General features: G+C 68.7%; 21 protein-coding genes. 11 read left to right on the forward strand and 10 right to left on the reverse strand.

All coding sequences use genetic code 11. The annotated features are described in order from the left end of the window. Positions 1 to 218: 218 nt before the first annotated feature. Positions 219 to 1,361, forward strand: coding sequence for a cystathionine gamma-synthase (locus tag AB0L97_RS14240; RefSeq protein ID WP_355078577.1), 1,143 nt, complete (start codon positions 219 to 221; stop codon positions 1,359 to 1,361). A gap of 97 nt (positions 1,362 to 1,458) precedes the next feature. Here the strand turns inward: AB0L97_RS14240 and greA are convergent, their stop codons facing one another. Both greA and AB0L97_RS14250 read right to left on the reverse strand, forming a co-directional pair. Beyond that, positions 1,459 to 1,953, reverse strand: coding sequence for a transcription elongation factor GreA (gene greA, locus AB0L97_RS14245; RefSeq protein ID WP_028477722.1), 495 nt, complete (start codon positions 1,951 to 1,953; stop codon positions 1,459 to 1,461). A 297-nt stretch (positions 1,954 to 2,250) separates the two neighbouring features. Further along, positions 2,251 to 2,715 carry a DUF4307 domain-containing protein gene (locus AB0L97_RS14250; RefSeq protein ID WP_355078578.1) on the reverse strand — a complete coding sequence of 155 codons (465 nt, stop codon included), beginning with the start codon at positions 2,713 to 2,715 and terminating at the stop codon, positions 2,251 to 2,253. Between the two features lie 102 nt (positions 2,716 to 2,817). Between AB0L97_RS14250 and mca the strand changes: the two genes are divergently transcribed. The 3 genes from mca to AB0L97_RS14265 all read left to right on the forward strand — a co-directional run bounded on the left by mca (position 2,818) and on the right by AB0L97_RS14265 (position 5,442). Continuing rightward, positions 2,818 to 3,702: a mycothiol conjugate amidase Mca gene (mca, locus tag AB0L97_RS14255; RefSeq protein WP_356966785.1), complete on the forward strand. Its 885-nt coding sequence runs from the start codon at positions 2,818 to 2,820 to the stop codon at positions 3,700 to 3,702. Further along, positions 3,699 to 3,977 (forward strand): hypothetical protein, encoded by a 279-nt coding sequence (locus AB0L97_RS14260; protein ID WP_356966784.1) that lies wholly within the window; start codon positions 3,699 to 3,701, stop codon positions 3,975 to 3,977. Before mca ends, AB0L97_RS14260 begins: the two co-directional genes overlap by 4 nt. 154 nt (positions 3,978 to 4,131) lie before the next feature. After that, complete coding sequence (locus tag AB0L97_RS14265) at positions 4,132 to 5,442, forward strand: FAD-binding oxidoreductase (protein WP_364429052.1); 1,311 nt, start codon at positions 4,132 to 4,134, stop codon at positions 5,440 to 5,442. A gap of 151 nt (positions 5,443 to 5,593) precedes the next feature. Here AB0L97_RS14265 and AB0L97_RS14270 read toward each other — a convergent pair whose 3' ends face one another. Further along, complete coding sequence (locus AB0L97_RS14270) at positions 5,594 to 5,770, reverse strand: hypothetical protein (RefSeq protein ID WP_355078582.1); 177 nt, start codon at positions 5,768 to 5,770, stop codon at positions 5,594 to 5,596. A gap of 474 nt (positions 5,771 to 6,244) precedes the next feature. Here AB0L97_RS14270 and AB0L97_RS14275 point away from each other — a divergent pair, with 474 nt between their 5' ends. Continuing rightward, positions 6,245 to 6,820: a TIGR03086 family metal-binding protein gene (locus tag AB0L97_RS14275; RefSeq protein WP_355078583.1), complete on the forward strand. Its 576-nt coding sequence runs from the start codon at positions 6,245 to 6,247 to the stop codon at positions 6,818 to 6,820. A 571-nt stretch (positions 6,821 to 7,391) separates the two neighbouring features. On the opposite strand, the gene AB0L97_RS14280 is transcribed toward AB0L97_RS14275, so the two are convergent. Beyond that, complete coding sequence (locus tag AB0L97_RS14280) at positions 7,392 to 7,958, reverse strand: GyrI-like domain-containing protein (protein WP_364429057.1); 567 nt, start codon at positions 7,956 to 7,958, stop codon at positions 7,392 to 7,394. 83 nt (positions 7,959 to 8,041) lie between these two features. Here AB0L97_RS14280 and AB0L97_RS14285 point away from each other — a divergent pair, with 83 nt between their 5' ends. After that, positions 8,042 to 10,093 (forward strand): thioredoxin domain-containing protein, encoded by a 2,052-nt coding sequence (locus AB0L97_RS14285; protein WP_364429060.1) that lies wholly within the window; start codon positions 8,042 to 8,044, stop codon positions 10,091 to 10,093. 302 nt (positions 10,094 to 10,395) lie between these two features. Here AB0L97_RS14285 and AB0L97_RS14290 read toward each other — a convergent pair whose 3' ends face one another. Beyond that, positions 10,396 to 12,033: an adenylate/guanylate cyclase domain-containing protein gene (locus AB0L97_RS14290; RefSeq protein ID WP_355078587.1), complete on the reverse strand. Its 1,638-nt coding sequence runs from the start codon at positions 12,031 to 12,033 to the stop codon at positions 10,396 to 10,398. A 75-nt stretch (positions 12,034 to 12,108) separates the two neighbouring features. After that, positions 12,109 to 12,747: a hemolysin III family protein gene (locus AB0L97_RS14295; RefSeq protein ID WP_355078661.1), complete on the reverse strand. Its 639-nt coding sequence runs from the start codon at positions 12,745 to 12,747 to the stop codon at positions 12,109 to 12,111. Positions 12,748 to 13,009: 262 nt separating this feature from the next. Between AB0L97_RS14295 and AB0L97_RS14300 the strand changes: the two genes are divergently transcribed. After that, a complete protein-coding gene (locus tag AB0L97_RS14300; protein ID WP_355078588.1) occupies positions 13,010 to 13,789 on the forward strand; it encodes an isoprenyl transferase in 780 nt (259 codons plus the stop codon). Between the two features lie 61 nt (positions 13,790 to 13,850). Continuing rightward, positions 13,851 to 14,441 carry a hypothetical protein gene (locus tag AB0L97_RS14305; protein ID WP_364429065.1) on the forward strand — a complete coding sequence of 197 codons (591 nt, stop codon included), beginning with the start codon at positions 13,851 to 13,853 and terminating at the stop codon, positions 14,439 to 14,441. A gap of 6 nt (positions 14,442 to 14,447) precedes the next feature. On the opposite strand, the gene coaA is transcribed toward AB0L97_RS14305, so the two are convergent. Beyond that, positions 14,448 to 15,380, reverse strand: coding sequence for a type I pantothenate kinase (gene coaA / locus AB0L97_RS14310; RefSeq protein WP_364429068.1), 933 nt, complete (start codon positions 15,378 to 15,380; stop codon positions 14,448 to 14,450). A gap of 181 nt (positions 15,381 to 15,561) precedes the next feature. Between coaA and AB0L97_RS14315 the strand changes: the two genes are divergently transcribed. Beyond that, the gene (locus tag AB0L97_RS14315) at positions 15,562 to 16,761 is read left to right on the forward strand and encodes a DUF885 domain-containing protein (RefSeq protein WP_364429071.1); all 1,200 of its coding nucleotides are present in this window, start codon (positions 15,562 to 15,564) and stop codon (positions 16,759 to 16,761) included. Between the two features lie 159 nt (positions 16,762 to 16,920). Here the strand turns inward: AB0L97_RS14315 and AB0L97_RS14320 are convergent, their stop codons facing one another. After that, on the reverse strand, positions 16,921 to 17,370 hold the full coding sequence (locus AB0L97_RS14320; RefSeq protein WP_364429074.1) for a nitroreductase family deazaflavin-dependent oxidoreductase: 450 nt from the start codon (positions 17,368 to 17,370) through the stop codon (positions 16,921 to 16,923). An 11-nt stretch (positions 17,371 to 17,381) separates the two neighbouring features. Next, entirely contained in the window at positions 17,382 to 17,843 is a 462-nt protein-coding gene (locus AB0L97_RS14325; protein ID WP_355078593.1) for a PaaI family thioesterase, read from the reverse strand. A gap of 93 nt (positions 17,844 to 17,936) precedes the next feature. Here AB0L97_RS14325 and AB0L97_RS14330 point away from each other — a divergent pair, with 93 nt between their 5' ends. Together AB0L97_RS14330 and glyA are read left to right on the forward strand one after the other, a co-directional pair. After that, positions 17,937 to 18,515 (forward strand): TetR/AcrR family transcriptional regulator, encoded by a 579-nt coding sequence (locus AB0L97_RS14330; RefSeq protein ID WP_364429078.1) that lies wholly within the window; start codon positions 17,937 to 17,939, stop codon positions 18,513 to 18,515. Between the two features lie 115 nt (positions 18,516 to 18,630). Continuing rightward, positions 18,631 to 19,926, forward strand: a complete 1,296-nt coding sequence (gene glyA / locus AB0L97_RS14335) for a serine hydroxymethyltransferase (RefSeq protein ID WP_355078595.1) — start codon at positions 18,631 to 18,633, stop codon at positions 19,924 to 19,926. Positions 19,927 to 19,938: 12 nt separating this feature from the next. Here glyA and AB0L97_RS14340 read toward each other — a convergent pair whose 3' ends face one another. Next, a complete protein-coding gene (locus AB0L97_RS14340; protein WP_364429082.1) occupies positions 19,939 to 20,691 on the reverse strand; it encodes an MBL fold metallo-hydrolase in 753 nt (250 codons plus the stop codon). Between the last annotated feature and the right edge of the window lie 58 nt (positions 20,692 to 20,749).

A 20,749-nucleotide genomic window follows, 5' to 3' on the forward strand; every position in this document is an offset into this window, starting at 1 on the left:
AAAGGGGCGGCGAAATAGTGAGACCGAACTCACGCCCCTTACTTCGGTGCAAGATTTCCGTGCTGGTGGTGACGTCGGTGTAATTCGATCGGATCGAGGGGCGCTGTCCCGCTATGCCGACGCCGTTGTGCGGATTCGTCCGTTTCGCCTGCGTACGCAGCGGCGATATGCCTACACCGGGAAGTTGCCCGGGAATCGCCCCGATTAGGCTGAGCCCCATGAGCGAGCTGGGATTCTCCACACGGGCCGTGCACGCCGGGTATGAACCCGATCCGCAGACCGGCGCGGTGAATGTGCCCATCTACGCGAGCTCGACGTTCGCCCAGGACGGCGTGGGCGGGTTGCGCGGCGGTTTCGAATACGCCCGCACCGGCAACCCGACGCGGTCGGTACTGGAAGCGAACCTCGCCGCGCTGGAATCGGGCCGCTACGGCCGGGCGTTCGCGTCCGGCATGGCCGCGACCGACTGTGCGCTGCGGGCCACGTTGCGTCCGGGTGATCACATCGTGATCCCCGACGACGCCTACGGCGGCACCTTCCGGCTGATCGACAAGGTCTTCAGCCAGTGGGGGATCGAGCACTCGCCCGCGCACGTGTTCAACGTGGACGAGATGCGCGCCGCGATCCGGCCGAACACCAAGCTGGTGTGGATCGAAACCCCGACCAACCCCCTGCTGAGCATCGGCGATATCCCCGCGCTGGCCGACGTCGCGCACGCGGCGGGCGCGAAACTGGTCGTCGACAACACCTTCGCGACGCCCTACCTGCAGCAGCCGCTGCTGCTCGGCGCCGACATCGTGGTGCACTCCACCACCAAGTACCTCGGCGGCCACTCCGACGTCATCGGCGGCGCGCTGATCACCGACGATCCGGAACTCGACGCGGCGTTCGCGTTCCTGCAGAACGGCGCGGGCGCGGTGCCCGGCCCGTTCGACGCGTTCCTCACGCTGCGCGGCACCAAGACCCTCGCCCTGCGGATGGATCGGCACTGCGACAACGCCGAGACCATCGCGGAGTTCCTGTCCGGGCACCCGTCGATCTCGCATGTGATCTACCCCGGCCTGCCGGAGCACCCGGGCCATGCCGTCGCGGCGAAGCAGATGCGGCGCTTCGGCGGGATGATCTCGGTGCGCCTCAATGGTGACGTCGAAGCCGCGCGGAAGTTTTGCGCGCGGACCGAGGTCTTCACCCTCGCCGAGTCCCTGGGCGGTGTCGAGTCACTGATCGAGCATCCGGCCGCGATGACGCACGCCTCCACCGAAGGTTCCGAGCTGGAGGTGCCCGCGGACTTGGTGCGGCTTTCGGTCGGCATCGAGGATGTCAGCGACCTGCTCGCGGACATCGAGCAGGCATTGAGCTAGGTTCACGGACATGAGGAAGCGGCCGCACCCGATGATCGGGCGCGGCCGCTCGTGTCCGCGGGGGTATCGGCCCGCCGTGGCGGCGCGACCGAGAGCGTCAGCTGTGGTAGGGCTCGGCGCTGAGCAGGGTGACCTTCATCGTGTTCCCATTGGGCAGCGTGTATTCCCTGGTCTCGCCCACCTTGGCGTCGATGAGCGCGCCGCCGAGGGGCGAGTTCGGCGAGTACGTCTCCAGCTTGGAATCGCGGAGACCCTCCTCGCGGGTGGCGATCAGGAAGGTTTCGGTGTCCGTCTCGTCGCCGTCGTAGTAGACCTTGACGACCGACCCGGGAAGCGCCACGCCGGACTTGGTCGGTGCGACGCCGACCTTGGCGTTGTTCAGCAGCTCTTGCAGCTGGCGAATGCGCGCCTCCTGCTGACCCTGCTCCTCGCGCGCGGCGTGGTACCCGCCGTTCTCCTTGAGGTCGCCCTCTTCCCGGCGTTCGTTGATCTCGGCGGCGATGACCGGACGATTGGCGATGAGCGCGTCGAGTTCGCTCTTGAGCCTGTCGTGCGACTCCGGGGTCAGCCAGGTCACTTGCGTCTCAGTCATCTCGATCACTCCCTAGTAGTTGTTCCCGGCAGGCCGGGATTCCCTGAGCACCGGCGTGTGCCCACCCGGAAGCGGGCACGCGCCAGTCGACGGCTAGAGCGATCCTGGGAAGTTCATCGAACCCCGACAGGCCCCGGTCACGGGCGAAATCGCAAGCCCGAACCCTCAGCGCTGGCCGCCAATGCAGCAAACACGGCTCCGAGCTCCGGAACCGTGTATCACGCCATTTTAGCATGATTCACAAATGTGCAGGTCGGAGTTAATTTCGCGGGCAAATCGCCGGTTTATGCGCGGAAATCAGCCAACTCGCAGATAGCTGGGTACCCGATCGCTGCACGCGTACACGCTGCCCGACACGGGACGCGCGGACGAGCGCACGACGGTGGTCAACTCGACCGTCCCGCTGCTCGACGGCTCGATCAGCACTTCCCTGCGGCCGAGTTCGGAGCCGTCGCGAGCCATCGCGCGGACGAAACACACCACCGGCTGTTGCGGGTCGGCCCGGGTGACCTTGAGGTGGATGGTCATGGTCGAGTCGTCGACGACGACGTAGCCGAGCTGCTCGGCCTCGATGTCCTCCGGCCCGTACTTCTGATAGCCCAGGTAGGCCACGCCGAGTCCCGCGAGCACCACCAGCACGCCGAGCACCGGCACGATCCAGCGGCGCGGCTTGCGTGGCCCGGTGCCGTAGCGGTCGGGCGGGGGTCCGCCGGGAGACGCCGCCTTCGCGTCGCCGCCGCTCTCCGGCGCGGGCTGGCTCATCGTGGTCGCTCCCGGGGGGTACGTCGGAACAAATGTGGGTCGAATGGAACTATAGGTAACGAAGCCCCGACACCCGCGACCGAGAGCGACGGAGAACGAGACGTGAGTGGCCTTCGCCTCATGGCGGTGCACGCCCACCCAGACGACGAATCCAGCAAGGGTGCCGCGACGACCGCCCGTTACGCCGACGAAGGACACGACGTCCTCGTCGTGACGCTGACCGGCGGAGAGCGTGGAAGCATCCTGAACCCGGCCATGGACACGCCCGGCGTCCTGGAGCGGATCCACGAGATCCGCCGTGAGGAGATGGCCGCCGCGGCCCGTGCGCTCGGCGTGCGCCAGCACTGGCTCGGTTTCGTCGACTCGGGCCTGCCCGAGGGCGACCCCCTCCCGCCGCTGCCCGAGGGCAGCTTCGCGCTGGTTCCGCTGGAGGAGGCCACCGAGGCCCTGGTGCGCGTGGTGCGCGAGTTCAAGCCGCACGTGATGACCACCTACGACGAGACCGGCGGCTACCCGCACCCCGACCACATCCGCTGCCACGAGGTGTCGATGGCGGCGTTCGAGGCGGCGGGCGACCCCGAGCGCTTTCCCGGCGCGGGCGAGCCGTGGACGCCGCTCAAGCTGTACTACGACCACGGCTTCAGCATGAAGCGGATGGAGATCTTCGCCGCGGAGTACGAGCGCCTCGGCGAACCGTTCCCGCTGCAGGAGTGGCTGGACCGGATGCGCAAGTACGCCGCCGAGCGCGGTGACATGTTCGCCAGGATCACCACCCAGATCGACTGCGCCAAGTACTTCCCGCAGCGCGACGACGCCTTGCGCGCGCACGCGACGCAGATCGATCCGAACGGCGCGTTCTTCGCCATTCCGATGGAGATGCAGCAGCGGTTGTGGCCGACCGAGGAGTTCGAGCTGGCCAAGACCCGCGTGCGCACCGAGCTGCCGGAGACCGACCTGTTCGCGGGCATCGAGGACGAGCGGTCGTGACGTTCGTCCTGCTCGCCCAGACACCCGGAACGCCGACCGGCCCCGAGTTCGGCAAGGCGTCGCCGCTCGGCCTGGTCATCATCCTGATTCTGCTCGCGGGCACCTTCCTGCTGGTCCGGTCGATGAACCGGCACATCAAGGGCCTGCCTGCGACCTTCGAGCCCGAGCACCCGGAACCGGACCAGGAGGCCGACGAGGGCACCGAGCACGGCATCACCCGCCGTGCCGAGGAATCGAAGGGCGCCGACCCCGAAGGGCGAGCCGAATCCGGCTGAGCGGCGAAACCCTCGCTGACCTGCTCGTTGTTACCTTTCCGCGCTCTCTTTCGTCAATGAGGTAGTCGCGGCGCGAACCACGGCCTTTCGTCGAAAGCCGACACCCCGGTTCCCGCGCGCGTCTGCTTCCGAACGCTGAGAGTCAGGACGAGCAATGACATTCGACGAACTGCGGGCCACGCTGCCCGGCCGCGTGCTGGTGGCCGGTGACGAGGGCTTCGAAACCGCGGCGCGGCCCTGGACGACGACCGTCGACCAACCGGTGGCCGCCGTGGTGCGGGCCGGAGACGCCGGTGACGTCGCGGCCGTGGTCCGGTACGCGGGCCGCGCGGGCGTGCCGGTGGTCATCCAACCGACCGGACACGGCGCGTCCGGTGGCGTGCCCGAGGCGATCCTGCTGCGCACCGGGTATTTGGACGGCATCGAGATCGATCCCCGGCGTCGGGTGGCGCGCGTGGGCGCCGGAGTGTCGTGGGGTCGGGTGCAGGCGGCCGCGGCCAGGCACGGGCTGACCGGGCTCGCGGGCAGCAATCCGGTCGTCGGCGTGACCGGCTACACCCTCGGCGGCGGCATGAGCTGGTTCGGCCGCAAGCACGGCTGGGCCGCCGACGCGGTGCGCGCGTTCGAGATCGTCGACGCGGAGGGCGCTGCGCGCCGGGTCACGGCCGAGGACGATCCGGACCTGTTCTGGGCGTTGCGCGGCGGTGGCGGCGACTTCGCCGTCGTGACGGCGCTCGAGTTCGATCTGTTTCCCGCGCCGGAGCTGTTCGGCGGCCGCATGCTGTGGCCGCAAACGCGGATTCGCGAGGTGTTCGACGCATTCCAGGAGATCACCGCGGCGGCTCCGCACGAACTGTCGGTGTGGTTCCAGCGTTTGCAGATCCCGGACGCACCGCCGATGGTCGGCGTGGACGCGGTGTATCTGGGTGATCCTGATCGTGGACGGACGCTGCTGACCGCCCTGGACGCCATCGGAGATCTCATTCTCGACAAGCGCGGCGTGTTCGGGGCCGCCGACATCGGCGCGGTCACCGCCGAACCCACGGACCCGAGCCCGTCGCTGTCCCGTGCGGAGCAGCTCACCGATCTCGGCGACGCCGTGGTCAAGACCCTGATCGAGGAACCGGTCGCCCCGCTGGCCAATGTGCAGATCCGGCACCTGGGCGGCGCCCTGGCCGAAGCCCGGCCCGATGGTGGCGCGCGCGGCCCGATCGCGGAGCCGTACCTGCTCTACTGCCTTGGTCTCGGGCTGCAGCACCTGCGCGATGCGGTCGAGGCGCGGCGCACCGCCATCGTCGGCGCGGTGAGCGGGCAGATCAGCGGCCACAAGCCGTATACCTTCCTCACGCCCGGCGAGACGGCCGACGCCGCTTTCGACGCCGCGACGCTGAACCGGCTGCGCGAGGTCAAGCGTGCCCGCGACCCGCACGGCGTCATCCGGGCCAACTATCCGGTGTTCGGGTAGGCCGCGGAGCAGAACGGCCAGTCGGGGTCGCGTCCCGCTGCCAGCAGCGCGATGGTCCGGAGCTCCGCGTCGGTCAGGCCGCCGAAGGCGTGCCGGTGGTCCGGTGGACCCACGGGCCGAGGTCGGGAGGCGATCTCGGCCCCGCCGCCGTTCAGAACGGCCAGTCGGCGTCGCGTCCCGCCTCCAACAGCCGGATCATCCGGAACGCCACGTCGGTCAGGCCGCCGAAGGCGTGCCGGTGCGGGGTGCCGCTGAGGGCGTGCCCGTAGCGGTATCCGGCCAGGTTCCACGTGTAGAGCGGTACCCGAGACGAAAGGAATTGCCGCACCCCATTTTTTCGGAGCGGAATGGCCGAGGAAAAGCGGCGACGGGCTGCTCGCCGTATCGAGCGACCGAAATGGTTTCGGTAGGAATTGAACCCGAAGTAACCGTTGCCTGCGCACCGGAGACGCGCCGAATCTTTGCCCGAGCGAGACGGTCCGCTTCGCGGGTGCGCGAATTCGGTGGTAGTGCGCCCGAGATGAAATTCGGCGACGGAACGTACCGCTCCGCCATTGAGCTACCGGACCATGGGGTCCGGGCGGGACTCGAACCCGCAACCTGTCCATTAGAAGTGGAAGTGCCTGCGCACCGGGCGCACCACCGAGGGGAGCGGGGCCGTCCGGCCCGCGCATTTTCCTTCGCGGTCACGAGAAGCACACTGTCGGCAACTATCTCGACGCAAGGTGGAGTTCGCATTGCCGCGCGCTTGTCGGTGTCCTGTGTTACCAATTCAGCCAAACCGCTCGACCGAAGGAAGCTCATGGACAACGTGATCGGACAGATCGACCGTGCACTGGATGCGACCGGAGCGATCGTCGCCGCCGTGGGAGGAGCGGATCTGACGACGCCGACGCCGTGCCGGGACTGGGATGTCCGCACCGTTCTCAACCACACGGTCGGCGGTATGCACATCTTCGCGGCGGCCCTGAGCGGCATGGATACCGGCGCCGACCACGAATCCGACTGGCTCGGCGGTGATCCGCAGGGCGCGTACGCCGCGGCGGCCGAGGTGGACCGCGCGGCCTGGCACCGGCCCGATGCGCTGGACGGCACGGTGGGCATCTCGCTCGGTGAACTGCCCGGCCCCGCGGCCGCGCTGGTGCATCTCACCGAGATTCTCGTGCACGGGGTGGATATCGCGGTGGCCATCGATCGGCCGGATCTGGCCGACGACGGGTTGTGTGGCGAATTGCTCGCCACCATGCATGCCGCGGGTGGCATCGATTCCTTCCGCGCACCCGGCATTTTCGGTCCCGAGGTGCTGGTCGCCGACGACGAACCGGCACACCGCAGACTGTTGGCGTACGTCGGACGCGAGGTACTGGCGCGCACGTAGTCCGTCGTTTTCGGCGGGTGTGTCGAAACCTTCAACTGTGCCGAAGATTTTCGACGAGTTGTTCCGGCAGGCAGTTCCGCGGAAAGCAGACGATATGCCCAGCCGCTTCCCGCGCGAAGTTCGGGCGCCCGAGTTCTGGGCGGCGACGGGTATACCGGCTCGAGCGAACCGAGCCCTGTGGATCCGGAAACCCTGCCGTGGACTGCTCTACCAATTGAGCTACCGGATCGAAACGATCCGGACGTGACTCGAACCCGCAACCGATCGCGTGTATCGGAAGTATCCGTTGCCTGCGCACCCGGTTCGGCAATCGGTCCTATGCAACCGGCGCAGCTCAATTTGCTATGGAACCGGAAAGCCGGGCGGCGTATGGCCGATGGTGGTGGTGACCTTCTGGGCCGATGACAACCAGACGCTTGCCGCGCCGGCCAGGCGCGACACCATTACGGTTTCCGGCGTTCTGGCCGACCTCGCGGTCCGCTCGTGGGACCGGCATCTGCTCGACCTGGCTCTGACGTTCTGGCCCCGGCCCGTCGGGGCCGTGGTGTGCCGAGCCGAGCGCGCCGGCTCCTTACTGAGACGTGAGCGTGCGGCGAACCGGTTGACGCAGAATGGTTTTCGTCCTCTCGTTCGGTGTCCGGCGCGGGTCGGACAAGTAGATCTCGTGGTGGCGGCCGTGGTGCGCCCATCCCTCGGCCGCCATGAGGGCGTCCATGCGAGCCAGGGTCTCGGGCTCGGTCGCGTACGGGCCCAGGTGCAGGACCTGGATCGCCTCGCCCTCGGTGAGTCGTTCGAAGGACGCGCCGGTCACCATGTCGGCGGTCACCACTTCCGGCATGCGAATCAGCAGTTTCCAGTGCCATTGGTCGCGTGGAACCGTCAGTGGCGGAGCGTCGGATTCGACCCACCACAGGCCCTCGAGTTTGGGCACGACGAAGTCCTGCCCTGCGGCTTTCGCCGCCTTCTTCGCGCCGTACGCGGCCCGGTAGAGCGTTTGCACCGCCGCCGCGTAGACCGGGCCGTCAGGGTCCCCGATTCCTTCGACCGTCACGTAGTCGTATGCGCTGAATGTCCGGACCACAGGTCGCGTGCTCGCTCCGTAGTAGTGGCCATCGGTTCGGGCCAGATCGATTTTCATTCCTCGACCGTGTCGTCTCCCGCCGCGGGAGAGTCAAGGACGACGTACCCACACGGCGGCGGGAAGGGTCGTACGGTGGAGCCATGAACCGGCTCGGAGAGGCGACGTCCCCGTACCTGCGGCAGCATGCGGACAACCCGGTGCACTGGCGGGAGTGGGACGCGGAGGCACTGGCCGAAGCGCGGGAGCGGGACGTGCCCGTTCTGCTGTCGGTGGGGTACGCGTCCTGTCACTGGTGCCACGTGATGGCGCACGAGTCGTTCGAGGACCAGGCCACCGCCGATCAGATGAACGAGAACTTCGTCTGCGTGAAGGTGGACCGGGAGGAGCGACCAGACCTGGACGCGGTCTACATGAATGCGACGGTCGCGATGACAGGGCAAGGCGGCTGGCCGATGACCTGTTTCCTGACGCCGGACGGCGAACCGTTCTACTGCGGCACTTACTACCCGAAGCTCCCGCGCGGCGGCATGCCGTCCTTCACCCAGCTGCTCACGGCGGTCACGGAGACCTGGCGCACCAGGCGCGACGAAGTGAATCAGGCCTCCGCGCAGGTGGCTGCTGCGCTGCGCGACCAAGCGGCGGGACTGCCCGACGCGGACCTGACGATCACCCCGGAGCTGCTCGCCCATGCCGTCGCCGCCGTGCTGCGCGACGAGGACGCCGAGCACGGCGGATTCGGCGGCGCTCCCAAATTCCCGCCCTCGGCGCTGCTCGAGGGACTGTTGCGGCACTGGGAGCGGACCGGTGACCCGGCGGTGTTCCAGGTGGTCGCCCGCACCGCCGAGGCCATGGCGCGCGGCGGCATCTACGACCAGCTGCGCGGCGGGTTCGCGCGGTATTCGGTCGACGCGGCATGGGTGGTGCCGCACTTCGAGAAAATGCTCTACGACAACGCGCAGCTGTTACGCGCCTACGCGCACCTCGCCCGCCGCAGCGGGTCCGAGCTTCCGGAATCGTTGTCGCACCGGGTCACCCGGGAAATCGTGCGGTTTCTCCTCGATGACCTCGGGACCCCGCAGGGCGGTTTCGCCTCGGCGCTGGACGCCGACACGCACTTGGAGCCCGGTAAGCCCGGTGTCGAAGGCGCGACGTACGTGTGGACGCCCGCCGAGCTGGCCGGCGTGCTCGGTCCGATCGACGGGGCGTGGGCGGCCGAGTTCTTCGGCGTCACCACCGCCGGAAACTTCGAACAGTGCACCTCGGTGCTGACCAGGTACGCCGAACCCGCCACGGCGGAGGACCACGCGCGGCTGGAACACGTCCGTGCCGCGTTGATCGCCGCCCGCGATCGACGCCCACAACCCGAACGCGACGACAAAGTGGTCACCGCATGGAACGGTATGGCGATCACCGCGCTCGCCGAGGCCGCGGGCGCGCTGGACGAACCGGAGTGGACCGCCGCCGCCGTCCGATGCGCGCGATTCCTGCTGGCCGAGCACGTGGTGGACGGTCGGCTGCGACGTGCATCGCTCGGCGGCGTCGTCGGCGCGGCGCCCGCCATCCTGGAGGACCACGCCTGGCTGGTCACCGGCCTGCTAGCGCTGCACCAGGCCACCGGCGACCTCGGCTGGCTGGACGACGCCCAACGCCTGCTGGATACCGCGATCGAACACTTCGCCGACCCCGATCAGCCGGGCGGCTGGTTCGACACCGCCGACGACGCCGAAACCCTAGTCGCCCGCCCCCGCGACCCGATCGACGGAGCCACCCCCGCAGGCGCCTCCGCGCTGGCCGAAGCGCTGCTCACCGCCGCGGCCGCGAGCGACCCGGAAGGCGCCGCCCGCTACCGGGAACTGGCCGACCGCACCCTCGAGCGCGGCGCGATTGTGCTGGCACGCGCGCCGCGCTCGGCGGGCCAGTGGCTCACCGTCGCCGAGGCGGCCTTGCGCGGCCCGCTGCAGGTCGCCATCGCCGCCGAATCGGCGGCCCAGCCCACCGAGTTGCTCGCCGCGGCCCGTGCGGCCGCACCCGGCGGCTCCGTCGTCCTTGCCGGGGCCCCGAACGCCGTCCCGCTGCTGGCCGATCGGCCCTTGGTCCGCAACGCCGCGGCCGCGTACGTCTGCCGCGGCTCCGTCTGCGACCTCCCGGTCTCCACGCCCGACGAGCTCCTGATGGCGCTTCGGCGAAACTGACGACAGCACCTCCGGCCACCATCGGCCGGTTGGCGATAGACGGTTCGAGTCGGACGCCCCGTCGACGGAGGGCGTGGCCGGAAATGTGGTCGGCCCCTGGCGGCCCGGGCGGTGCACCGGCGGCCCGACGGCCGAGACCATCGCGACACGATGCCAGGTGGGCGCACGACGACGTTCGTACCGCCGAACGCAACCGAGCGGGCCCGATGCGGTCGGTGCACGCGCGTTCGGTCATGTCGCCATCGAGACGGCCGCTGAACCGCCGTGCCGAGGGTGCTTCGCTGTTCACCCAGCTGAGTGGACTAGCGCCGAGGCGGGGCGTCGAACTCGGCGTCCGGCAACTCGGTGCCACGGGGCGGCTCTGCGGCGGTGTGGATTTCGATGACCGGGTTGGTGTCGGCGGGCAGGTCGTGGCCGTCCAGCTGATCGGTGCGGGTTTCGATGTGTTCGGGCCGGGCGCCGGAGGTGTCGATGTCGGTCCAGCAGAACGTGGGGTTCTTCATGCCGCGTAGCACGATGGTGTCGTAGAACGTCCACTTGGCGCGCTCGTGTTCCGTAGCGGCTTCGATCACCGCTTGGCTCACCAGGATTCGCCGCGGCACCTCCTTGGCCGCCGTGGTGAGGCGGGCGGCCTCGTTGACGGCGTCGCCGATCACCGTGAATTCCAGGCGGGTGTCGGAGCCGACGTCGCCCGCGAAGACCCCGCCGCGCGCGACGCCGATCCCGATGTCGAGTTCTCCGGTGGCGAGCACCTCGTCCCGGATGCGGCGCGCCGCCCGCAGCGCCGGAGTCGCGTTGTCGCCCAACGCGATCGGCGCTCCGAAGACGCACAGCGCCGCGTCGCCCTCGAACTTGTTGACCAGTCCGTTGTTCTCCTCGGTCGCCGCGACGACGATCGCGAGCAACCGATTGAGCTTGGCCACGAACTCCTGCGGCGGCAACCCGGTGGACAGCTCCACCGACCCGGTCACGTCGACGAACAGCGCCGACACCTCACGCACGTCGCCGGTGAGATCCGCCCCGCGAGCCAGCGCGCGCTCGGCCACCTCGGCCCCGACGTGCCTGCCGAACACCTCACGCATCCGCTCGCGCTCGCGCAGGTTCGCCGCCAGTTCGTTGACCGAATGCTCCAACCGGCCGATCTCACTGGTGCTGCCGATCGGCACCCGGACGCCGAGATCGCCTTGCGCGATGCGGTCCAGCGCGCGACGCAGGACGCGCATCGGCGCGGCGACCGCGCGGGCGAGGAACGCCGTGGCCAGCGCACCCACTCCGATGCCGACCGCGGACAGGTAGATGGCGGTGCGGACCCGGTCGGGCGCGGCCGCTACCGGGTCGGCCAGCACGACGATCAGCATGAGCAGCGGAAGCGCGGCCGCCACCGCCCAGGTCAGCACGACCCGCACCAGCACAGAGGAACTCCAGTGCATGGTCCAGCCGAGCACCCGGGCGACCACCGGGATCGTCGGCCGGATCAACCGGTCCACGATCAGGAAGGTGACCGCCGCCGACTCGAAGGCGCCGATCGTGAACAGCGACGCCGTCACGCCGGGGTCGTTGTCCGGGCTCAGCCGCGCGAAGACCGCGGTCGCCACGATCACCCCCGGAATCCACAGCGCGATCGCGCGCATGCTGATCGCGACGGGTAGGTGCAGAAGGCGCCGCGCCTCCACCTCCGTGGGCTTGCGCCCGGCGTCGAGCCAGCCGAAGTACACCTTGCGGTCGCGCACCGCCAGGACGATGCCCGCCAGGAATCCCGCCGCCGGATAGATGCCGACGAAGGCCAGTGCCCGTAGCCAATCCGTGCCCAGCCTGCCGAGGAACCCGTTCAGCCACAGCTGGGTGACGATCACCGCGAGGCCGCTGAGATTCGCCGTGGTGACCAGAGCGGCCAGACCACCCCGCGCTTTGAGCGCCCAGACGACGAGCTTCGCGATCATAGGGCTCGCGATCTCGATGACCGTTCCATCGCCTGCGCCGCCCTCTCGTCCGCCCTCCGGGTCGACTCTATGCGCTCAGCGCAGGACGACGAGCCAGACCGCCGCGTAGTGGGTCAACGCCGCGAGCACCGTGGCCGCGTGGAAGAACTCGTGGTGCCCGAAAACCCCCGGCCACGGGTTCGGCCATTTCGTGGCGTAGAGGATCGCGCCGCCGCTGTAGAACAGGCCGCCGATCAGCAACAAAATCAGCGGTGCGATGCCGATCTGGCCGTTCAGTTGTCCGGCCACCGGCACGATGGCCCAGCCCAGCAACAGATAGAGCGGAACGCCGACCCAGCGGGGAGCGCCGGGCCACAGCAGTTTGAGCGCCACTCCGGCCAGCGCGCCCGCCCAGACCACGACCAGCAGCGTCTGCCCGGTTCGTCCGGGCAGGCCGAGCAGGGCGAAGGGGGTGTAGCTGCCCGCGATGAACAGGAAGATCATCGAGTGGTCCGCTCGCTTCATCCGGATGCGAGCGCGGGCGGTCGGCCAGGTCACCCGGTGGTAGACCGCGCTGACGCCGAACAGCCCGCACACGGTGAGCCCGTAGATCAGCGTCGACCATCCCGCGGTCGCCGAGACCGTGCCCGCGGTGGCGATCAGCACGACGGCCGCGATCGCCGCGACGCCGACGGCCCAGGTGTGGATCCAGCCCCGCATGCGCGGTTTGACCAGCGCCTCGGCGAGTGCTTCGCCCGCCGTGGCGGGGACCGGTGTGACCGTTGCCGCATCGGCGGCGCCGACCGATTCGGACACGAGTACCTCCTAAGGGAACAGCCGGAGCAGTCTTTCCGCGGCCCAACGCCGGACCGAGTGCAGACGAGGTAGTTGAACCCGTCAGTAACCTACGCAACCGTAACTTGCGTGCTCCTGGCCACTGTACCGGCGTATCGCGGTCGATGCCGCGTTCGTGTCGCCGAGGCGTAGGGTTGCCCGCGTGGAACTTCCGAGTCAGGTGCGGGGTCTGCCGTATCGCATCTACGAGGCCCGGCTGTCCAGGCAGCTGGCCGGCAAGCAGCATCCCCGGCACGTCGCGGTGATGTGTGACGGCAATCGCCGGTGGGCGCGGGAGAACGGTTTCACCGACGTCAGTCACGGCCATCGGGTCGGCGCGCTGAAGATCGCCGAGCTGGTCGGCTGGTGTGCGGCCGAGGGCATCGAGATGGTGACCGTCTACCTGCTGTCCACCGAGAATCTCCAGCGTGATCCCGATGAGTTGGAGACGCTGTTCGAGGTCATCACCGACGTGGTCGAGGAGCTGTCGGCGCCGGAGCAGAACTGGAGCGTGCGCATCGTCGGCTCGCTCGACGGCTTCCCCGAACTGATCGCCAAGCGGATGCGCACCGCGGCCGAGCGCACCGACGGCCGCAACGGAGTGCACGTCAATGTCGCGGTCGGCTACGGCGGCAGACAGGAGATCACCGACGCGGTGCGCTCGCTGGTCCGCCAGGAGATCGCGGCGGGCGAGACCGGCGAGGACCTGGTCCAGTCGATCACCGTGAACGCCATCGGCCAGCACCTCTACACCTCCGGCCAACCGGACCCGGACCTGGTGATTCGCACCTCCGGCGAGCAGCGGCTGTCCGGGTTCCTACTGTGGCAGAGCGCATACTCGGAGATATGGTTCACCGAGGCGTACTGGCCGGAGTTCCGCCGGGTGGATTTCCTGCGGGCGCTGCGCGACTTCGCCGCGCGTCATCGCCGTTTCGGCGTCTGACTCGATGTCGGTGCGCTGAATCCCGCTCCGGTATCGTTCTTCTCGCGTACCGTCCGGTCTCATGAGCTCGCTCGACCGCTGGCCCGCGCTGGGCGAACCGGACGACTCGATCAGCTATGCGGACTTCGGTAGACGCTTCCTGGAGTACGCCGCCTCCGAAGCGCGCATCGCGGGCGCGTTCGACCAGCTGACCGGCAGCGCATTCGATTTCGGCCCCATCGGGGTCGGTCCCGGCCGACTCGCCAAGGTGACCGCCAAGGTCAGGCTCGGGTCGTCCAGGCTGAGCCGTCGCGACGACGAGACCATCGCGTTCGAATTGATAATCCCGCTGGAGGTCGACCTGCTGCTGCACCTGGCGGTCGACCGGCACCGGTTCCACGTACAGGGCACCGTGCACCTGCGCCTGACGGTACGCACGGCGGCGCCCCTGCGGGTGGTGATCGATATCGCGGAGCCGCGGCCTGCCGACGTGCACATCGATGTCGCCGCCGCCACGCGGCGCGGGCAACTGCTGCGCGTCCTCGCCGGCGTCGATCACGAGATCAGGCGTTTCGTCGCCCGCTATATCTCCGCGGAGATCCGTAAGCCGCACATCGCCGCGGTCCGCGATATCGATGTCGCGCAGCGACTCGACGATGCGTGGAAATTGTAATCGGAATCACAATTTCCGTAGCCGCAGCCGATTGATGCTGTGGTCGGCGTCCTTGCGCAGCACCAGGGTCGCGCGCGGGCGGGTGGGCAGAATGTTCTCCACCAGATTCGGCCGGTTGGTGTTGTTCCAGATCTCCTGCGCGGCGGCGGTCGCCTGCTCGTCGGTGAATCCGGAGTAGTGGTGGAAATGCGCGTTCGGGTCGGCGAATGCGGTCTTGCGCAAGGTGAGAAACCGTCGCACGTACCACTTCTCGATGTCTTCGATACGCGCGTCGACGTAGATCGAGAAGTCGAACAAGTCCGACACCATCAGGCGCGGACCGGTCTGCAGCACGTTCAACCCCTCCACGATCAGAATGTCGGGTTGGCGCACGCAGTGCAGCTTGCTCGGCACGATGTCGTAGGAGATGTGCGAATACACCGGGGCGCAGACTTCGGCCGCACCGGATTTCACCTCGGTGACGAATCGCAGCAGGCTGCGGCGGTCGTAACTCTCCGGGAAACCCTTGCGGTGCATGAGGCCGCGCCGGGTGAGTTCCGCGGTGGGATAGAGAAATCCGTCGGTGGTGACCAGGTCGACCCGCGGGTGGTGATCCCAGCGCGCCAGCAGCGCTTGCAGTACGCGCGCGGTGGTGGACTTGCCGACCGCGACGCTGCCCGCGACGCCGATCACGAACGGTACCTGCTGGTCGGGATGGGTTTCGCCGAGAAATGTCGCGGTCGCGGCGAACAGTCGCTGACGAGCGGCCACCTGCAGGTGGATGAGACGAGCGAGCGGGAGATACACCTCCGCGACTTCTTCGAGATCGATCTGTTCCCCGAGACCGCGCAGGCCGACCAGTTCTTCCTCGGTGAGCACCAGGGGAGTCGATTTACGCAGGGTCCGCCACTGTTTCCGGTCGAATTCCACGTAGGGACTCGGCTCGCTCATTCGTGCCATTTACCCGACACTCCGTTTCAGCAAACACGCACGGTTACCGTGCGGATCCGGTGAGATTCGGTCTAGCTGTCGCCGCATAGGCGAATTCTGCTCTGCGTCAGCATCGTGGGCCGAGCGGGGTACCACTACCGGCTGGTAACCGACTCGATGACACAGGTGTGAGCCGCTAATGTCGGCTGGCATGGAAGCGCATCCGCTCGTGACCGAATACCTGCGGCTCGGCCTCGCCTTCGACCGGCTGGAGGAAGGATTCGTCGACGCCTACACCGGTGATCCGGCGCTGCGCCGCGAGGTGCGGAACGCGCCCGCACCGCAGCCGCGCGAGCTGGCTCGCCGTGCCGCCGAGTTGCGCGCCGCGGTGCCGGAGGCCGGATTCGCGCCCGAGCGCGCCGAGTTCCTCGACGTGCACCTGCGCGCGCTGGAGTGCTCCGGACGGAAATTCGCGGGCGATGACATCGGCTTCATCGAGGAGGTGCGCGCCTACTTCGACGTCGACATCGCGCCCGGTGACGTGGACGACTACCGCGACGCGCACCGGCGGATGGACGAGGTGCTCGCCGGGGACGGTCCGCTGGCCGAGCGGGTGGCCGCCCATCGCAAGGCCGACGAGATCCCGCCGGAGCGGTTGGCGGTGTGCGTCGAGGCGTTCTCCAGCGCGTTGCGCGAGCTGGTTCGCGCCCGCTACCCGCTACCCGACCACGAGCACGTCACCTACGAGGTGGTCGGCGACAAGCCCTGGTCCGGGTTCAACTACTACCTGGGCAACTACCACTCCCGGGTCGCGATCAACTCCGACCTGAAGCAGCACATGGCGCACCTGCCGCAGCTGATCGCGCACGAGTCCTACCCGGGGCACCACACCGAGCACTGCCGCAAGGAAGCCGGGCTGGTCGCCGCCGGTCAGGCCGAGCAGACGCTGTTCCTGGTGAACACGCCGCAGTGCCTGATGGCCGAGGGGCTCGCCGATCTGGCGTTGCGTTCGATCGTCGGCCCTGGCTGGGGCAAGTGGGCGCAGGAGATCTACGCGGATCTCGGGCTGCGCTTCGATGGCGAACGTGCCGAACGCCTTTCGAACGCCTCGGCAGACCTGCTGAGCGTGCGCCAGGACGCCGCGCTGCTGCTGCACGACCGGGGCCGGTCGCACGACGAGGTGGCGGAGTTCTTGCAGACCTGGAGCCTGACGACGCCGGAGCGGGCGCGCCAGTCGCTGCGCTTCCTGTCCTCGCCGCTGTGGCGGGCCTACATCTCCACCTACGTCGAGGGATACCGGTTGCTGGGCGGCTGGCTCGATCGCGCGGCCGACGCCGAGGACCGGGCCGACCGTTTCCGCAGGCTGCTCGACGAGCCACTCACTCCCGGGGCGGTACGCGCGGCGGCGTGAGGCTACCGGATCGCCGCGCAACTCTGTCCGCCCGTGGAGATGCTGCGAACTCTCACCACGGAACCGAATCGGTGGCCCGGCCGTACGTCGCGGCCTCGGCGCGATCGTCCGCGCACGGCCGCCGCGTCTGTCGAGCGGTCGCGGATTTCCGGTGCGCGGTCAAGCTCCGGCGAAGGTGATGCGCACCGAGATCGGATCGCTCTCCAGCGCTTTCATCGTTCGCTCGGCGACGGCGGCCGAGACGCGGCCCTTGGCGAAGGTGCGCGAGCGAGCCACCACATCGTCCTCGGGCACGAAGGAGGCCGTTCCGGTGCGCCACTCTGTGCCCAGCCGCAGCCTGATGTGCGGGTCGGCGGCGATGTTGCGGGCCCAGCCGGACCGATAACCGTGCTGCGAGATCAGCCACGCGCCGGTCTCGTCGATCGACGCGGTGACCGGCACCCGCCGGGGCTGACCGGATCTCGCGCCGACCGTCTCCAGTTCGGCGATCAGCGGCGACCGGATGCCGAGCCGGTCGAGCAGGCCGACGGCCGGGTTCACCAGGTAGCGGCCGATGAGGCGTTCGCGCCGGAATTTGCGTACCGCGGCGCTCGGTGTTCGTCCCGCCATGACAGTTCTCCTCAGGATCGATGTGGGCGGAAAATGGCGCAGGTGGTGGTGGCGTGCGCGACCAGGCGGCCCTGCTCGTCGACCACGCGTCCCTCGGCGGTCGCGGTGGTGCGCCCGAGGTGGATCGTGGTGCCGGTGGCGGTGAGCCGCTGTCCGTCGGTGGGCACGGCCCGGATGTAGTTGATCTTCAGTTCCAGCGTCGTGTAGCCGACGCCTGGCTCCAGGGTGGTGTGCACCGCGCAGCCCATCACCGAGTCGAGCAGGGTGGCGCAGATGCCGCCGTGTGTGGTGCCGAGCGGGTTGGCGAAATCGGGCCGGGTGCGCAGCGCGAAGACCACCTTGCCGTGCTCGAGCTCATCGACCTCCATGCCGAGCAGGTCACCGATGAACGGCGGGCGATCCGTTCTGGTCATCGCGACACGCAGGAGTTCCAGACCGGACAGCTGAGTCGGGTCGACGGTGGTTTCGGACATGAATCGCATCCTTTCGATGAACCGATCGGTCCACATCTGACATGATTGCAACATGGACCGATCGGTTCACGCAACAGTGAGCAAGGAACTCGCATGACCGCAGGGCCGCGCACCAGGCTGATCGAAAGCGCCATCGAACTCGTTCGCGAGCAGGGCGTGCACGCCGCCGGACTGGCCGCCTTACTCGAACGCGGCAAGGCCTCGCGCAACTCGCTCTACCAGCACTTTCCCGCAGGCAAAGGTGAGTTGGTCGAGGCCGCCACCCGGGTCGCGGGAGCCCGGATCGCCGGAGTGGTCGAGAAGATCACCGCCGCGCCGCCTCCGGGCTGGTTCGATTCGTTGCTCGGCTGGTGGGTCACCACACTGGAGCGGACCGGATACCGCGCCGGGTGCCCGATCCTCGGGGCGGCGCTGGCCGAGTCCGAGCCGCGAGTGCAGGCCGCGGCGGGCGAAGTGTTCGCCGACTGGCACGAGCGGCTCGGCTCGGCGCTCGCCGATGCGGGTATGTCCGCCGAAGAGGCGCGCTCCTTCGGCAGTTTCGTGTTCAGCGCGCTGGAGGGAGCCATCGTCCAGTCGCGGGCGATGAAGTCCACCCGGCCGCTGGAAGACGCCCAGCGGCATCTCGCGGTGCTGTTGGAGAACTACTTGCCGGAGGGCGGCGCGTCCCGCTGAGCGCCTGTCCACCGGATCGAGTGTGGTCCGGCGGACCGCGTGCCGAGCCTGTGCCGACCGAGAGGGGTGAACCCCCTGCTCGAGGACAACGCCGACGGCCCATAGACTGAGGCACGTGACGCAGACGACCGCCTCTGTCAATTCCCAGTCTCTCGGTGAGCTCGATCCGGAGCTCGCTGCCGCGATGGCAGGCGAGCTCGCCCGCGAACGCGACACGCTCGAGATGATCGCCTCGGAGAACTTCGTGCCGCGCGCGGTGCTGCAGGCACAGGGCAGCGTGCTGACCAACAAGTACGCCGAGGGCTACCCGGGGCGGCGCTACTACGGCGGCTGCGAGCACGTCGACGTGGTGGAGACCTTGGCGCGCGACCGTGCCAAGGCGCTGTTCGGCGCCGAATTCGCCAACGTGCAGCCGCATTCCGGTGCGCAGGCGAACGCCGCGGTGCTGATGTCGCTGATGGACCCGGGCGACAAGCTGCTCGGTCTCGATCTCGCGCACGGCGGTCACCTCACCCACGGCATGCGCTTGAACTTCTCCGGCAAGCTCTACGAGGTGCACTCGTACGGAGTGAGCAAGGAAGACCACCGCGTCGACATGGACGAGGTGCGCGACATCGCCTTGCAGGCGCGTCCGAAGGTGATCGTGGCGGGCTGGTCGGCCTACCCGCGCCACCAGGACTTCGCGGCGTTCCGCTCGATCGCGGACGAGGTCGGCGCCTACCTCTGGGTGGACATGGCGCACTTCGCCGGTCTGGTCGCCGCCGGTCTGCACCCCTCGCCGGTGCCCTACGCCGACGTGGTGTCCTCGACCGTGCACAAGACCCTCGGCGGTCCCCGCTCCGGCCTGATCCTGGCCAAGCAGGAGTACGCCAAGAAGCTGAACAGCTCGGTGTTCCCGGGCCAGCAGGGCGGCCCGCTCATGCACGCCATCGCCGCCAAGGCCGTCGCGTTCAAGATCGCCGCGGGCGCGGAGTTCAAGGATCGCCAGGAGCGCACCCTGTCCGGCGCGAAACTCCTGGCCGAGCGGCTCACCGCCGCCGACGTCAAGGGCAAGGGCATCAGCGTGCTCACCGGCGGCACCGACGTGCACTTGGTGCTGGTCGACCTGCGCAATTCCGAACTCGACGGCCAGCAGGGCGAGGACCTGCTGCACGAGATCGGTATCACGGTGAACCGCAACGCCGTTCCGTTCGACCCGCGTCCCCCGATGGTCACCTCCGGCCTGCGCATCGGCACCGCCGCGCTGGCCACCCGCGGCTTCGGCGACACCGAGTTCGCCGAGGTCGCCGACATCATCGCGAGCGCGCTGGCCGGTGGCGCCGACCTGGACGCGTTGCGCGCCCGGGTGAGCAAGCTGGCCAAGGACGTCCCGCTGTACGACGGCCTGGAGGACTGGCGCCTGCTGGGCTGAATCGCCGAGCGCTCAGGACGACACGATCAACGGTTGTCCAGGGGCGAGGACGTGGACGGACGTGTCCGGTGCGATAGCGGCGGATGCGTCGATGTAGAGCCCGGGGTCGCGCTGGGCCTTCGTCATCACGCGGTCGCCGATCGGGCCGCTGGTGAACGCGTAGTGGATGGGAACGGCAAGGCGCGGGCGCAGGGCTCGGGTGAGTTCGGCGGCCTGCGCGGCGTCCATGACGACCTGCCGGTTGAACGCGGGGCGGATGCGCAAACCGTTGACCGGTAGCAGCGCCAGGTCGAGTTCCGGATAGCGCACGGCCACCTCATCCAATTCGGCGATGCGCAAAGTGTCGCCGCCGAAGAAGACGCTCGTGCCGTCGGCGCGCAGGACGAAGGTGATCTCCGGTACGCCGTGACGTGCGGGCGCCGCGGTGACCTCGATCGGGCCGAGGTGGGTCTGCTCCCACGGATCCAACTCGACGACATTGCGGAATCCGGCGGCACGGACCCGGGATGCGAGGCCGCGGACGACCGCGAACGGGACGGACTTGTCGGGGTAGGCCGCCAGTGCGCCGAGATCGCAGTGATCGTAGTGGCCGTGGCTGATCACGATGCCCGACAGTTCGGGCAGGTCCGCGGCGGTGGCAATGCTGCGCGGCTCACCCTGCCGATAGAAGGGCCGCTCGGACAGCCACGGGTCGGTGAGAATTCTCGCTCCCCCGAAGTCGAGCAGAACGCTGGCATGCACTACGCGAGTCACACTGACCGACATCGAATTTCCTGACTAGACGGGTGTCTGCTGACAGTTGTTAGTGGACACCCGTCTTGTT

The organism is Nocardia sp. NPDC051911 (assembly GCF_040681035.1).
In the GTDB taxonomy this organism is placed as follows: domain Bacteria; phylum Actinomycetota; class Actinomycetes; order Mycobacteriales; family Mycobacteriaceae; genus Nocardia; species Nocardia sichangensis.

Coding starts and splice junctions, on each gene's coding strand:
- AB0L97_RS14330 (WP_364429078.1), top strand. CDS start 17,937: ATGACCGCAGGGCCGCGCACCAGGCTGATCGAAAGCGCCATCGAACTC.
- AB0L97_RS14290 (WP_355078587.1), bottom strand. CDS start 12,033: ATGATCGCGAAGCTCGTCGTCTGGGCGCTCAAAGCGCGGGGTGGTCTG.
- AB0L97_RS14305 (WP_364429065.1), top strand. CDS start 13,851: ATGAGCTCGCTCGACCGCTGGCCCGCGCTGGGCGAACCGGACGACTCG.
- AB0L97_RS14240 (WP_355078577.1), top strand. CDS start 219: ATGAGCGAGCTGGGATTCTCCACACGGGCCGTGCACGCCGGGTATGAA.
- greA (WP_028477722.1), bottom strand. CDS start 1,953: ATGACTGAGACGCAAGTGACCTGGCTGACCCCGGAGTCGCACGACAGG.
- AB0L97_RS14320 (WP_364429074.1), bottom strand. CDS start 17,370: ATGGCGGGACGAACACCGAGCGCCGCGGTACGCAAATTCCGGCGCGAA.
- coaA (WP_364429068.1), bottom strand. CDS start 15,380: ATGGCACGAATGAGCGAGCCGAGTCCCTACGTGGAATTCGACCGGAAA.
- AB0L97_RS14280 (WP_364429057.1), bottom strand. CDS start 7,958: ATGAAAATCGATCTGGCCCGAACCGATGGCCACTACTACGGAGCGAGC.
- AB0L97_RS14325 (WP_355078593.1), bottom strand. CDS start 17,843: ATGTCCGAAACCACCGTCGACCCGACTCAGCTGTCCGGTCTGGAACTC.
- AB0L97_RS14315 (WP_364429071.1), top strand. CDS start 15,562: ATGGAAGCGCATCCGCTCGTGACCGAATACCTGCGGCTCGGCCTCGCC.
- AB0L97_RS14275 (WP_355078583.1), top strand. CDS start 6,245: ATGGACAACGTGATCGGACAGATCGACCGTGCACTGGATGCGACCGGA.
- AB0L97_RS14340 (WP_364429082.1), bottom strand. CDS start 20,691: ATGTCGGTCAGTGTGACTCGCGTAGTGCATGCCAGCGTTCTGCTCGAC.
- AB0L97_RS14265 (WP_364429052.1), top strand. CDS start 4,132: ATGACATTCGACGAACTGCGGGCCACGCTGCCCGGCCGCGTGCTGGTG.
- AB0L97_RS14250 (WP_355078578.1), bottom strand. CDS start 2,715: ATGAGCCAGCCCGCGCCGGAGAGCGGCGGCGACGCGAAGGCGGCGTCT.
- AB0L97_RS14285 (WP_364429060.1), top strand. CDS start 8,042: ATGAACCGGCTCGGAGAGGCGACGTCCCCGTACCTGCGGCAGCATGCG.